General features: G+C 39.3%; 15 protein-coding genes and 4 tRNA genes. 16 read left to right on the forward strand and 3 right to left on the reverse strand.

Features of this window, described 5'->3' with window-relative positions:
• Positions 1 to 45: 45 nt before the first annotated feature.
• From H0Z31_13510 to H0Z31_13520, 3 genes are all read left to right on the forward strand, one after another.
• On the forward strand, positions 46 to 1,455 hold the full coding sequence (locus tag H0Z31_13510; protein MBO8178458.1) for a DEAD/DEAH box helicase: 1,410 nt from the start codon (positions 46 to 48) through the stop codon (positions 1,453 to 1,455).
• A gap of 205 nt (positions 1,456 to 1,660) precedes the next feature.
• Complete coding sequence (locus tag H0Z31_13515) at positions 1,661 to 2,140, forward strand: PH domain-containing protein (GenBank protein MBO8178459.1); 480 nt, start codon at positions 1,661 to 1,663, stop codon at positions 2,138 to 2,140.
• Positions 2,133 to 3,638 carry a PH domain-containing protein gene (locus H0Z31_13520; GenBank protein ID MBO8178460.1) on the forward strand — a complete coding sequence of 502 codons (1,506 nt, stop codon included), beginning with the start codon at positions 2,133 to 2,135 and terminating at the stop codon, positions 3,636 to 3,638. The genes H0Z31_13515 and H0Z31_13520 overlap by 8 nt, the downstream gene beginning before the upstream one ends.
• 38 nt (positions 3,639 to 3,676) lie before the next feature.
• Here H0Z31_13520 and H0Z31_13525 read toward each other — a convergent pair whose 3' ends face one another.
• Positions 3,677 to 4,261 (reverse strand): rhomboid family intramembrane serine protease, encoded by a 585-nt coding sequence (locus H0Z31_13525; protein ID MBO8178461.1) that lies wholly within the window; start codon positions 4,259 to 4,261, stop codon positions 3,677 to 3,679.
• 106 nt (positions 4,262 to 4,367) lie between these two features.
• Here H0Z31_13525 and H0Z31_13530 point away from each other — a divergent pair, with 106 nt between their 5' ends.
• Positions 4,368 to 4,718 (forward strand): holo-ACP synthase, encoded by a 351-nt coding sequence (locus H0Z31_13530; protein MBO8178462.1) that lies wholly within the window; start codon positions 4,368 to 4,370, stop codon positions 4,716 to 4,718.
• 278 nt (positions 4,719 to 4,996) lie between these two features.
• Positions 4,997 to 6,010, forward strand: a complete 1,014-nt coding sequence (locus H0Z31_13535) for an outer membrane lipoprotein carrier protein LolA (protein ID MBO8178463.1) — start codon at positions 4,997 to 4,999, stop codon at positions 6,008 to 6,010.
• Between the two features lie 299 nt (positions 6,011 to 6,309).
• Here the strand turns inward: H0Z31_13535 and H0Z31_13540 are convergent, their stop codons facing one another.
• Positions 6,310 to 6,447: a hypothetical protein gene (locus H0Z31_13540; protein MBO8178464.1), complete on the reverse strand. Its 138-nt coding sequence runs from the start codon at positions 6,445 to 6,447 to the stop codon at positions 6,310 to 6,312.
• 189 nt (positions 6,448 to 6,636) lie between these two features.
• Between H0Z31_13540 and H0Z31_13545 the strand changes: the two genes are divergently transcribed.
• The 6 genes from H0Z31_13545 to H0Z31_13570 all read left to right on the forward strand — a co-directional run bounded on the left by H0Z31_13545 (position 6,637) and on the right by H0Z31_13570 (position 12,222).
• On the forward strand, positions 6,637 to 7,821 hold the full coding sequence (locus H0Z31_13545) for an alanine racemase (GenBank protein ID MBO8178465.1): 1,185 nt from the start codon (positions 6,637 to 6,639) through the stop codon (positions 7,819 to 7,821).
• 149 nt (positions 7,822 to 7,970) lie between these two features.
• Positions 7,971 to 8,252 carry an antitoxin endoai gene (locus H0Z31_13550; protein MBO8178466.1) on the forward strand — a complete coding sequence of 94 codons (282 nt, stop codon included), beginning with the start codon at positions 7,971 to 7,973 and terminating at the stop codon, positions 8,250 to 8,252.
• 4 nt (positions 8,253 to 8,256) lie between these two features.
• Positions 8,257 to 8,607: a type II toxin-antitoxin system endoribonuclease NdoA gene (gene ndoA, locus H0Z31_13555; protein MBO8178467.1), complete on the forward strand. Its 351-nt coding sequence runs from the start codon at positions 8,257 to 8,259 to the stop codon at positions 8,605 to 8,607.
• A 312-nt stretch (positions 8,608 to 8,919) separates the two neighbouring features.
• Entirely contained in the window at positions 8,920 to 9,150 is a 231-nt protein-coding gene (locus H0Z31_13560; GenBank protein ID MBO8178468.1) for a hypothetical protein, read from the forward strand.
• Positions 9,128 to 9,928 (forward strand): RNA polymerase sigma factor SigB, encoded by an 801-nt coding sequence (gene sigB / locus H0Z31_13565; protein MBO8178469.1) that lies wholly within the window; start codon positions 9,128 to 9,130, stop codon positions 9,926 to 9,928. The genes H0Z31_13560 and sigB overlap by 23 nt, the downstream gene beginning before the upstream one ends.
• A gap of 113 nt (positions 9,929 to 10,041) precedes the next feature.
• Positions 10,042 to 12,222, forward strand: a complete 2,181-nt coding sequence (locus H0Z31_13570; protein ID MBO8178470.1) for an RNA-binding transcriptional accessory protein — start codon at positions 10,042 to 10,044, stop codon at positions 12,220 to 12,222.
• 17 nt (positions 12,223 to 12,239) lie between these two features.
• Here H0Z31_13570 and cmpA read toward each other — a convergent pair whose 3' ends face one another.
• On the reverse strand, positions 12,240 to 12,353 hold the full coding sequence (cmpA, locus tag H0Z31_13575) for a cortex morphogenetic protein CmpA (GenBank protein ID MBO8178471.1): 114 nt from the start codon (positions 12,351 to 12,353) through the stop codon (positions 12,240 to 12,242).
• Positions 12,354 to 12,445: 92 nt separating this feature from the next.
• Here cmpA and H0Z31_13580 point away from each other — a divergent pair, with 92 nt between their 5' ends.
• The 5 genes from H0Z31_13580 to H0Z31_13600 all read left to right on the forward strand — a co-directional run bounded on the left by H0Z31_13580 (position 12,446) and on the right by H0Z31_13600 (position 13,423).
• The gene (locus H0Z31_13580; GenBank protein ID MBO8178472.1) at positions 12,446 to 12,901 is read left to right on the forward strand and encodes a SprT family protein; all 456 of its coding nucleotides are present in this window, start codon (positions 12,446 to 12,448) and stop codon (positions 12,899 to 12,901) included.
• A gap of 134 nt (positions 12,902 to 13,035) precedes the next feature.
• Positions 13,036 to 13,110, forward strand: a tRNA-Asn gene (locus H0Z31_13585).
• Between the two features lie 5 nt (positions 13,111 to 13,115).
• Positions 13,116 to 13,208, forward strand: a tRNA-Ser gene (locus H0Z31_13590).
• A 25-nt stretch (positions 13,209 to 13,233) separates the two neighbouring features.
• Positions 13,234 to 13,305: transfer RNA gene (locus H0Z31_13595), tRNA-Glu, on the forward strand.
• 42 nt (positions 13,306 to 13,347) lie between these two features.
• Positions 13,348 to 13,423, forward strand: a tRNA-Asp gene (locus H0Z31_13600).
• The last annotated feature ends 1 nt before the right edge of the window (position 13,424 follow it).

Here is a 13,424-nt window from a genome sequence, read left to right on the forward strand (position 1 = left end):
GCATCATAAGATGATTGACGAATGATTAAAGGAGATTGAGTAACATTGACGAAGTTTTCAGCATTAAATATTAGCCCGACTGTATTAAAATCCATTCGCCGAATAGGCTTTGAAGAGGCCACCCCAATCCAAACAGGAACGATCCCTCTTGGGCTTGAAGGGAAAGATATTATTGGCCAAGCACAAACAGGGACAGGAAAAACCGCGGCGTTTGGTATTCCGTTAGTGGAAAAAATTAATGTCAAAGAACCAGTTGTGCAAGGAATTGTCATCGCACCAACGAGAGAACTAGCCATTCAAGTATCGGAAGAACTTTATAAAATTGGATCCGATAAAAAAGTCCGTGTATTAGCAGTTTTTGGCGGACAAGATATTCAACGGCAAATTCGAGCGATGAAAAAACGTCCGCATATCATTGTTGGGACACCTGGCCGGTTGCTTGACCATATCCGCAGGCATACGTTAAAGTTGGACCGAGTTCATACGGTGGTTTTAGATGAAGCGGACGAAATGTTAAATATGGGATTTATTCATGATATTGAAGCGATTTTTTCCCATTGCCCTGACGACCGACAAACCTTATTATTCTCAGCAACGATGCCTGAACCGATTAAAAACATGGCGAAAAAATTTATGAAAGACCCGGAAATGGTTCGTGTACAAGCGAAGGAAGCGACCGTTCCTCAAATTGCGCAATACTATATTCGCGTGCAAGAAAAAGAAAAATTTGATGTTTTATCACGCTTATTAGATGTTCAATCCCCAGAATTGGCCATCGTTTTTGGGCGTACGAAGCGTCGTGTAGATGAGTTAGCGAAGGCGTTGAATATTCGTGGTTATTTAGCGGAAGGAATTCATGGTGACTTGAGCCAAACGAAACGGTTATCTGTGTTAAAAAAATTTAAAGAAGGCCGAATCGACGTGTTAGTAGCAACGGACGTCGCTGCGCGTGGGTTAGATATTTCGGGAGTCACTCACGTTTATAACTTTGACATTCCGCAAGATCCGGAAAGCTACGTGCATCGTATTGGGCGGACGGGTCGAGCGGGGAAAGAAGGGGTGGCAATGACGTTTGTCACTTCCCGTGAAATGGGCTACTTAAAAACTGTGGAGCAAACGATTAAGAAACGAATGATGCCGCTACGTCCGCCAACATGGGATGAGGCGCTTGAAGGGCAGCAACGTTTGGCGAAAGACCGTTTAATCAAAACAATAAACGAAGGTACCATTCAAGAATACGAAGCGGTCGCGAAAGAGCTGTTAAATGAGAATGATGCCCTTTCTATCGTTGCCGCTGCGTTAAAACTGTTAACGAAAGAACCAGACAACACACCAATTCAATTAACAGAAGAATCACCACTACCGAAGAAGAAAGAGCAAAAATACGAATTCCAAAGAAAGCCCCAAACAAGAAAAGGCGGAAAAAAAGAATTTGTCGGAAGCCGCCGAAGATAATCCATTTAAACTTGGCTGACCTTAAACTTGAAGGTCAGCTTTTTTCGTATTATCAATTGAACCGAAAATAAGAGCGTTCAAATTTACAAAAAGATCACCGAATCTCTTTAGCTATTTATCCGTAAATAATTACGGATGAAGAGTGTAAAATGTTGTAAAATAGAAGAAGCGTCAAAGTTAGTGAAGGAAAGTGAGGAGTATGGATGTGAGAGGAGAACCAACCAATCGAATTTCGACGAAAGCATTGAACGTTTGGCGAATTTCCAATGCTTTTTCCGCATTGATTCCATGGGTAGTATTTGGCGGGCTTCTTGCCATGTATTATATTTTCCAATGGCCGCTATGGATTAGTGGAATTGCGCTTATCATCGCCTTTCTTTATACCATTCTTGCTGTTTTTTTATTTCCAAAATTACGGTGGAAGCGATGGCGTTATGAAGTAAGAGACCATGAAATTGAAATTCAACGTGGTGTCTTTATCATTAGTCGCACAATAGTCCCCATGGTTCGCGTCCAACATGTTGATACTGTTCAAGGCCCGATTTTACGAAAATACGACTTAGCAACGGTGTTAATATCAACTGCAGCAACGGTTCATGAAATTCCCGCACTCGATATTAAAGAAGCGGATGAACTTCGACATACGATTTCTATGCTGGCAAGGGTGGCGAAAGAAGATGTCTAGCACGAAACGTTTACATCCGATTTCAGCTGTTTATGAATTATTAAAAATGTTAAAAGAGCTTATTATTCCTATTTTGTTTTTTCTTTTTGTCGGAGAAGATGGAACAACATGGGATAAAATTTCGTTTTGGGCGTCCATGGCCATTATTGTATTTGTGTTTGCAAGCGGCATTTTAAAATGGCTTCGGTTTACATATCGAGTAGAAGAGGGAGAAATCCGAATTGAATCAGGGGCGATTATTCGAACTAAAAGGTACATTCCGTTAGAACGGATTCAAAGTTTAAGTTATACGGAAGGGATTTTACATCGACCGTTTGGATTAGTAAAAGTAAAAATCGAAACCGCTAGTGCTGGAGCTGAAGCGGAAGCAGAGCTAACAGCCATTACAAAAGCAGATGCGGAGGAATTACAACGTATCATTGCTTCTCAAAAAGAGCATGCTCAATCGGAAACGAAAACAGGAGAAGAAACTAAAAAACTTGAAAACGATTCAACGATCGTGTATCAAATGACACCAAAAGAGCTTTTAATTATGGCTAGTACATCAAGTGCAATTGGGGTGATTCTTTCCGCTTTTTTTGCTTTATACACCCAGGTGGAACAATTTCTTCCATTAGATTGGTTGTACGATGAGTTAGAGCAGTTGGTTCGTAGCGGGCTTGTAATACTCGCGATTATTTCTATTTTAGGATTGGTCAGTGCATGGGCGTTTGGAATTGTCTTAACCTTTCTTAAATATGGGAATTTTACCGTTAAAAAAGAACGAAATGACGTCATTATCTCTAGAGGGTTATTAGAAAAAGTTTCAATTACCATCCCGATTGAGCGGGTACAAGGAGTAGTTTTTGTTGAAGGAATTCTCCGACAGCCTTTCGGATTTACTTCAGTGAAGCTCGAAAGCGCTGGTGGGGAAGGAAATGAAAAAGATCAAACTGAAAAGGTGATGATTTTACCGTTTATTCATAAAAAACGAGTCGTACCGATTTTACAACAATTATTGCCGGATTACGAGTTTGACGTTCCGTTACAGGCAGTATCCGTGAAAGCAAAAAGACGGTATATGATCCGCGAAGCGTTCAAAACCGTGCCTTTTGTAATTGCATTATCAACTATTTTTTGGCCTTATGGTCTATTTTCTCTGCTACTTCTTGTTCTAGCAGGGGGCTTTGGGTATATAAAGTATAAAGATGCTGGATGGCACGTAACGGCAACCCAACTAACCACTCGCTCAAGGGTGCTCGCTCGCCAAACTTTTTTCATGAAAAAAAATCGTATTCAGTCGATGGAACTGAAACAAGGATGGCTACAACGACGGAAAGAGCTTGTCAGTGTAACGTCAACCATCCGTTCTGGAGTTTTAGCGGAAGTTGGAAAAGTCGTCGATATGGAGATGGAGGACGGTTTTTATGTTTATGAATGGTACCGTCCGAGAAAAGAACACCAGGAGTACAAGCTTGAAGAGCCCCACTTTAAGATAGGCGATGAACAAAAAAGCTGACTCTTCAATACGAGAGAAGAGTCAGCTTTATTAATAACTTACTTTTTATTCCAAAACCAGCCGATACCGAAGCCAGCGAGTAATCCAGACATATGGGCCGTGATATTGACTCCTGATTGGAAAAACGTCATGATGCTACCAATAATCACAATGGGAATTACGACTTGGGATACTTCCCGAGCAAACCAACTTTTTTGGAGTAAGACAACGGATATGTAATAACCAAATAATCCAAAGATGGCTCCGCTTGATCCGACGTGAATATACGTTAACGGTTGGAGAAAAAATGTAGCAATATTGGCTAATACACCACTAATCAAATAAAGAAATAAAAATTTCCCTTTACCTAATAACCGTTCTAAGGCAGGACCAAAAAGAATTAATGAAAAACTATTAAATAAAACATGTGCAAAACCACTATGTAAAAATATAGGGGTGACTAAACGCCACACTTCCCCATCAGCAATATAAACGTTTACACCTGACAAAAGAGCGAATAGTTCTTGAGTTGGGAAAAAGGGTGTATTTGTGATGATATAAAGAAGCAGATGAACTGCAACCAAAATCGTAATCACGGGGTAGAGCTTAATAAATTCCGAAAAACTTTCGGTTCGAACAAACATCTTTTCAACCTCCGAATCAACTACAATTGGCCTACTAAGTATTGAATATAACCATATTGTACAATATGAATAGATACTAAAAAAACGTATAAAGAAGGTGAACCGAATGATCAAAGGAATTGGGATTGACATTATCGAGTTTTCTCGAATTCAATCCGTCTTTAAAAGACAGCCAAAATTTATTGAGCGAGTGTTAACACCGGCTGAACAAGAACAATTCCATCAACTTTCTGAACGACGTCAGTTAGAGTTTTTAGCCGGACGTTTTGCAGCGAAAGAAGCGTTTGCTAAAGCGTTGGGCACGGGAATTGGAACCGAACTCTCATTTCAAGATATTGAAATTATAAAAGATGAAAAAGGAAAACCTTATATTACATATAATGAATACATTGTCCACGTATCCATCTCCCATAGTATAGAATATGCCGTGGCTCAAGTGGTCATTGAAGAAATATAACTTATCCACCATTTTACGAGACGTTCACGAAATTTAGACATACTCCCTTTGGTTGTCTCATATATTCTTAATGCAATAGGAGAGACAAAGTACAAGGAGATTAGGCATTAAAGGAAACTGGGTGATCACCAGTAGTAAAGAGTATGTTCGTTGTTAGGAAAGATTTTTAACCACACCATATAGTTCTCCACCAATAGGTTCAGTTCCTTTTCCAAAAATGATTTCTCCTTGTCATCTCTTCGTGACGTTTAAATGAGACATTAAAAGGGGTTGAATGTATGAGAAAATCGGTCTGGCTGTTCGTTGTTTCGGTATTAACAGTGCTGGCACTTTCGGCATGTGGTTCAAAATCTCAGGAAGAAGTCGTGGAGCATTTAACGAAGAAAGTTGAAAAGTATACGAGCTATAAAGCAAAAGCAAAAATGACGTTAAAAATGGGAATGGACCCCCAAACGTATGACATCGAAGTGTGGCACAATAAACCCGAATATTATCGGGTAAATTTAAAACATGAAGGTAAAAGCGAGAGTCAAATGATCTTAAAAAATGACAGCGGTGTCTATGTATTAACACCAGCGCTAAACAAAAGCTATAAGTTCCAAAGCGATTGGCCAGAAAATACAAGTCAAGCGTACTTATACGAGTCGTTAGTGAAAGATATATTAGAAGATCCGAATGCGAAATTTAAAGAAACAAAAGAAAACTATGTATTTGAAACGAAGACGCGCTACCAAGATACGAAAATGTTACCTTATCAAGAAATTACGTTTAATAAAAAGGATTTGTCTCCGAAAAGTGTAAAAGTAATGGATCCAGACCGAAACACGCTAGTTACTGTTAAATTTTCTGAAGTATCGTTCGACGTAAAGTTTGATAAAGACGCCTTTGATACGAAGAAAAATATGACTGGTGCGCAATTAGAAATTCCGGTATCAACGAATGAAAACGACAATCAATTTACGGTGAAATATCCGATGGCTGAACTTCCAGGAGTTACTCTCGTCGATGAGAAGGAGGTCGTAACAGAAAACGGTAAACGAGTCGTTCTCACGTACGGTGGAGAAAAATCTTTCACTATAGTTCAGCAAAAGGTAGAGGTTATGCCTGCAGCGACTGTATCTACTGTAGTGAACGGAAAAATGGTCGATCTTGGGTTTACCATTGGTGCTATGAACGACCACTCCATTACGTGGATGCACGATGGGGTCGAATATATGTTAGCCTCAACCGACTTATCACCAGAAGAGATGGTGATGTTAGCGAAATCCGTACAAGGTGATATGGTCAAATAAACACATTCTAAAAAGCAGGCTCGAAAAGGGGCCTGTTTTTTCTTTGAGAATGTTCAGCCGAATTCGGGAGGTATGAGTCCGAAATAGTATAAAGTGTTTACAAGATCACCTAAAGTGTTCTCAAAGGTGTTTAACGCGTCTGTAATCACTCGTTATTCGAAACCTAGATAAATATTGTTTTTTAAAGAAGGCTCTACCCTAAAATAACTGTGGATAACTTTTGCTGTTATTTTATTCATCGATGTGTCAATGGCAATTGGCATGAATGTCTGTTAAACGATACTGTTGATATTTTTACATTACGCTTGTGGCGGACGCTTTCCGTGGGCAAGGTGCAAGCCGCTTCCCTCGCTACGATTAAGTATGAGTCTTGCGGCTTCTTGTTCCCGCTGGAGTCGCCGCCGTGTGAATAACTTGCTAAAAATCAACAATGACATATAACAGAGCCTTAAAGAAAACGAGTAAAAAAGGAGGGAAGTGACAATGATAACTTGAAGAAGATTGTCAATGAATGAGTTTCTCCATAAAATAATATTAAAAATTCTACCACTAAACGATAGATATGTACCTACAAAATGAACAATTTCTTTTTATACTATGCATCAATTAGAAGGAAGTGAAAATTGTTGAAACAACCATTTTACAGAGATACGTGGGCTGAAATACAGTTAGATTCGTTGTATGAAAATGTACAAAATATGATAAACTACCTTCCTTCTAACGTACAGGTAATGGCTGTCGTAAAAGCAAATGCATATGGACATGGTGATGTCCAAGTAGCCAAAACAGCGCTGGAGGCTGGAGCTACTCAGCTAGCAGTAGCCATTTTAGATGAAGCTCTTGCGTTAAGATGGAAAGGTATTACGGCTCCCATCCTTGTTCTTGGAGCGAGTCGCCCAGAAGATGTGGAAATAGCTGCAAAAAACGATATATCTTTAACGGTTTTTTCCTTGCAATGGTTACAACAAGCGAAAGCGCACTTAAAAAAAGGGGATCGAGTTCGTATCCATATTAAGTGTGATACTGGAATGGGTAGAATTGGCGTCCGTAATGAAAAAGAACTAAATGCGTTAGTTGAGTACGTAGAAAAAAACGACGAATTTATTTGGGAAGGCATCTTCTCTCATTTTGCGACAGCCGATGAGACGAACCAAGAATATGTCCAACAACAAATGCTTCGCTTTGAACAAATGTTAACCGCGCTCAAGCAACGACCACCTTTTGTTCATATGGCGAATAGTGCAGCTGCTATGCGTTATCAAACCCACTACTGGAATATGATCCGCCTGGGGATAGCAATGTATGGCTTGACCCCTTCATTAGCAATGGTCAATAAGTTGCCGTTTCCGTTAACAGAAGTTTTTTCACTTCATACCCGTCTCGTGCAAGTAAAAAAAATTAAAAAAGGCGAATCGATAAGTTATGGAGCTACGTATACGGCTCAAGAAGACGAATGGATTGGCACGCTCCCGATTGGTTACGCTGACGGCTGGATCCGCAAGTTACAAGGTCAAGAAGTGTTAGTGGAAGGAAAACGAGCTCCGATTGTAGGAAGAATTTGTATGGATCAATGCATGATCAAACTCCCGTATGAAATGCCTATCGGTACAAAGGTGACCTTAATAGGGAAACAAGGGAACGAAAAAATTACCGTGGACGAAATTGCTCAAAAACTTGACACCATTAACTACGAAGTCCCTTGTATGATTTCAGCAAGAGTCCCGCGAGTATTCGTCCGACAAGGGCAGTATGAGGAAATCAAAAATTATCTTTTTTCATTGGGGAATTTAAGAAATCTTCATGAAAAGTAGAATTCATGGAAAGATGATGCATAAAATTGTAAAGTGTTTGACGATAATAGTGAAGAATTGCTGAATTCTCTTTGCATCGGTTATGATTGATGATATTATTAGAGTTGGTAGTGTATATACGGTGTGTAGTGATGGTGGAGGTGTATTCTGTGTCTGAATCCAGTACAACAACAGAAATTTTAATTCGTTTGCCTAAACAGCTACTATCAGAGCTGGATGGCTATGCAGAACAGGAAAACGTGAATCGGAGCGAGTTTATTTATCGTGCCACAAAAATGTACTTACGCGAACGTAAAAAGAGACAAATTCGTGAAACGATGAGACGCGGGTATATGGAAATGGCCAAAATCAATTTAGCCATTGCTTCCGAAGCGATTCAAGCTGAATATGAGGCAGAACACACAGTAGAACGATTAGTAAGCGGAGGATAATCCTTTGATTGTCAAGCGTGGTGACGTGTACTTCGCAGACCTATCCCCGGTGGTTGGTTCAGAGCAAGGCGGTGTCCGTCCTGTGCTAGTAATACAAAATGACATCGGTAACCGATTTAGTCCGACGGTCATAGTCGCTGCCATTACAGCGCAAATCCAAAAAGCGAAGCTGCCTACTCATGTGGAAATCGATGCAGAGCGTTACGGCTTTGAGCGAGATTCCGTTATCCTGCTAGAGCAAATCCGGACAATTGATAAACAACGTTTAACCGATAAGATTACCCATCTAGACGATGAAATGATGGAAAAAGTGGACGAAGCGTTACAAATAAGTCTTGGTCTTATCGAATTTTAATAATAGGATAAAAAAGCTATTGGACTCAATTCCAATAGCTTTTTTATTTTTATTCTTTAATTTTAGGATGTTTTACAATCATACATAATTGTTTTTCTAAGTTTCGTTTTATGTTAACAAGTGTATAGAAATAAAGGATGAATATATCTAATAACCAAATAAAAAATTCTTGCAGGAAAATGACGATTTTTCTGGAAATCCAAATTTGAAGGTACAAAATCTCACGACACTTCATCTTTTTACAATAAAAGATCAACAAGGTATATTTGCAGTCCGGCAAAAAGACTATGTTAAAATGGGGTGAAAGCAAAAATGAACGACCAAATCATACAATATCTTCAATCAGAAAAAGAGAATATCGTTCAAGAATGGAGAGAACTCCTAAAGCAACAAGCCAAAGATCGGATTGTGCCAGTTTTATCTGATCAAGTATTTATGAGTACAAGTCATGAATTTATTGACTTAATATTATCTAATTACCAAAATTCTGGGGAAAAGTATGCTGAAAAGGTGGAGAGGAATGCCAAAACCATCTCAACCTAAACAACCAACAAAAGAGGAGATTAATAGTTGGATTATTAAGTACCAACAGTATGGTGATGAAGAAGCACAAAATCGAGTTGTTATGCATTATAAAACGATGGTGGAAGCCATTGCGAGAAAGTATTCTAACGGTAAATCGTATCAAGAAGATATTGCCCAAGTAGGAATGGTTGGACTACTGGGAGCGATTCAACGTTTTGACCCTTCTGTTGGGAAGAGCTTTGAGGCGTTCGCCATTCCGACTATCATCGGCGAAATTAAACGGTATTTACGTGATAAAACGTGGAGTGTTCACGTCCCTCGTAAAATAAAAGAATTAGGCCCGAAAATTAAATCAATGGTTGAACGGTTAACAATTGAGCTACAACGTTCGCCGAAAATTAAAGAAATTGCTGAAGAATTACAAGTTAGTGAAGAAGAAGTACTCGAAGTGATGGAAATGGGAAAAAGCTATCAAGCGTTATCTGTCGATCATTTCATTGGACCTGATTCAGACGGTAATGCGGTCACGTTGTTAGATGTGGTAGGAAAACAAGATGAAGGGTATGAAAAAGTCACTCAACGTATCGTTTTAGAACAAGTGTTGCCGATTTTAGACGAGCGTGAGCGACTTATTATACATTATACGTTTATTGAAAATTTAAGTCAGAAAGAAACGGGAGAACGATTAGGAATCTCCCAAATGCATGTATCACGACTTCACCGAAAGGTTATTAAAAAATTACAAAATGCTATTTATTGTGATCAACTAACAAAGGAAAGGGCATCAATGAAATAAGAATTTAGCAAGCGGGAATAGAAGCTTGCAATGAGCAAGCTTTTTTTCTTTTTTAGCAGTTTGGGAATCATGTGATAAAATGGAAAAGAATACGAAGTGTTGGAGGAACGAATGTGGAAGTAACAGTAGATGTAAAAAGTGAGTTATTGAAACAAGTAGCGAAAGAGTTAAAGCTATCTAAAAAAAGCGTTCAAAGTGTTATTACTCTTTTAGAAGAAGGGAATACCATACCATTTATTGCTCGTTACCGAAAAGAAATGACCGGGGCGCTAGACGAAGTACAAATTAAATCAATCGCCGATCGCTTTCACTACTTGCTCCATTTAGAAGAGCGTAAAAATGAAGTTCTTCGTCTTATTGAAGAACAAGGAAAGCTCACTGATGAACTTCGTAAGCAAATTGAACGTGCTGGAAAGCTACAGGAAGTTGAAGATTTATACCGACCGTTTAAGCAAAAACGGCGGACAAAAGCAACAATCGCGAAAGAAAAAGGATTGGAACCATTTGCTCAATGGATGATGACGTTTTCGACCAATGAAGATATTCACGAAAAAGCAATGCTCTTTTTGAATGAAGAAAAAGAATTGGTTTCCATCGAGGATGCCATTCAAGGGGCGCAAGATATTATTGCGGAATGGATTTCCGATGATGCATCCGTTCGGCAATGGATTCGGGATCATACGTATCGCCATGGTACCATTCATTCTACGGTGAAAAATGAAGAAATCGATGAGAAAAAAGTGTACGAAATGTATTACGACTATGAAGAACCAGTGGCAAAAATTGTGCCACATCGGATTTTGGCATTAAATCGTGGTGAAAAAGAAGACGTGTTAAAAGTTTCGATTCATCCTAATACCGAGGCTATTATCCATGAATTACAACAGCGCTTTGTTAAAAATAATCAATCATCAGCTACACCTTATGTGCAAGAAGCGATTGTTGATGGATATAAACGGTTAATTCAGCCATCCATCGACCGCGACATCCGTAATGAGTTAACCGAGAAAGCGGAAGATCAAGCCATCCACATTTTCGCGGAGAACTTGAAAAAATTATTACTTCAACCACCGATTAAAGGAAATATTGTATTAGGAATTGACCCAGCTTATCGAACAGGGTGTAAATTAGCCGTTGTGGATGAAACAGGAAAATTGTTACATATTGATGTTATTTATCCGCATCCACCAAAAGCAAAAGTCGAAGAAGCGGTCGAAAAATTACAACACGTGATTAAATCTTATCAAGTGAAAGTAGTCTCTATCGGAAACGGAACCGCTTCTCGAGAAACCGAGCAATTTGTTGCAGATGTATTAAAGCAAATCGGGGATGATATTTATTATTTAATTGTCAACGAAGCAGGGGCCAGTGTGTACTCAGCTTCTGAATTAGCCCGGGAAGAATTCCCGACTTTACAGGTAGAAGAAAGAAGTGCGGTGTCAATTGCTCGCCGTCTACAAGATCCGCTAGCGGAATTAGTAAAAATTGATCCAAAATCGGTTGGGGTAGGTCAATATCAGCATGATGTCTCACAAAAAAAATTATCTGAATCCCTAACGTTCGTTGTCGAGACTGTCGTTAACCAAGTAGGAGTCAATGTTAATACCGCCTCTCCATCTCTATTACAATACGTCGCAGGTTTATCCAAATCAGTAGCTAACAATATTGTGAAGCATCGAGAAGAAAACGGGAAATTTACGAATCGTAATCAACTGAAAACAATCCCACGGTTAGGGGCAAAAACATTTGAACAATGTATTGGCTTTTTACGCATCATTGATGGTGAGGAGCCGTTGGACCGAACACCGATTCACCCTGAAAATTATGAAGTGGTAAGAAAATTGTTAACGAAGCTAGATTGCACAACAGCTGACCTCGGTTCAGAAAAATTACAACATGCTCTTTCTTCCTATTCATTAGAGCAACTAGCCGATGAACTTGAACTCGGAATTCATACGGTAAAAGATATTGTAGAAGCGTTACTAAAACCAGAACGTGACCCACGGGATGAACTGCCAAAACCGCTCTTAAAGAAAGATGTATTAACATTAGATGATTTAACAGTTGGTATGGAATTACAAGGAACAGTTCGCAATGTGGTCGATTTCGGAGCATTCGTAGACGTCGGATTGAAAAATGATGGGTTAGTGCACATATCCAAATTGAAAAAAGGATTTGTAAAGCATCCGCTTGATGTAGTTTCCGTTGGGGATGTTGTCACCGTTTGGGTGTTAGATGTAGATAAACAAAAAGAGCGTGTAGCCTTAACAATGTTGCCACCAAACGAACAATAAGAAGAAAACGCTGCTTTTTATGAGCAGTGTTTTCTTCTATAATAATACCAGCATTGATTTAATAACTTAATTTGGTATCGATTTTTTTCAAAAAATGCGCGCCGAATTTGATTTTGAAACCAAGTAGGCATCTGTTATACCTCCTCGTTTATCTGCCCAGTTAATTATTAATTTATGTCTTGAAAGCTTGTTCCGTTCAAACTTTTGGGAAAGGGATATGTATATGACGAACGAAGAGTTACAACAATTAGTTGAAACGATTTCCAAAACTTACTTCGGAAAAACTTTTAATCATCAAGCAACATTTAATCCCCGATTACGCACAACAGGTGGACGGTACTTATTAGCTACTCATAATATTGAAATTAACCGAACATATTATGAGGAGTATGGACTAGATGAACTAATTGGTATTATTAAACATGAGCTTTGTCATTATCATTTACATTTAGAAGGGAAAGGGTATCGGCACCGAGATCGTGATTTTAAAGAATTGCTTCACCAAGTTGGTGCACCTCGATATTGTACTCCGCTTCAATCGGCCAAAATTTCTGTAAAAAAAATTCAAGTTTATCAATGCACAGAATGTGACACATTGTTTCATAGGAAAAGAAGAGTGAATACAAACCGCTTTGTTTGTGGAAAGTGTAGAGGAAAGATTATGAAAATAGATCGTTGACATACATATTATTGTGTGATAAATTTCTATACCGATATAAATAAACAACCTGACGAGAAAAAGTAAAAAAAGTAGTTGACAGGCTTAGGTTGTGTAAATATAATTTAAAGAGTCAATAGCATTAATAACCTCGTTCCGCAGTAGCTCAGTGGTAGAGCATTCGGCTGTTAACCGAACGGTCGCAGGTTCGAATCCTGCCTGCGGAGCCATCTTTGGGGAAGTACTCAAGTGGCTGAAGAGGACGGTTTGCTAAACCGTTAGGTCGGATTGTTCCGGCGCGCGGGTTCAAATCCCGCCTTCTCCGCCATGTGAGGAACCAAAGCTAAAATTTTGGCCCGTTGGTCAAGTGGTTAAGACACCGCCCTTTCACGGCGGTAACACGGGTTCGAATCCCGTACGGGTCATTCATATTTTTATACAGAAGGAGAAATCCTTCTTTCTTTTATGGTCCCGTGGTGTAGCGGTTAACATGCCTGCCTGTCACGCAGGAGATCGCGGGTTCGATTCCCGTCGGGACCGCCAT

The sequence above is a fragment of the Bacillus sp. (in: firmicutes) genome, from assembly GCA_017656295.1.
Classification (GTDB): Bacteria; Bacillota; Bacilli; order Bacillales; family JACDOC01; genus JACDOC01.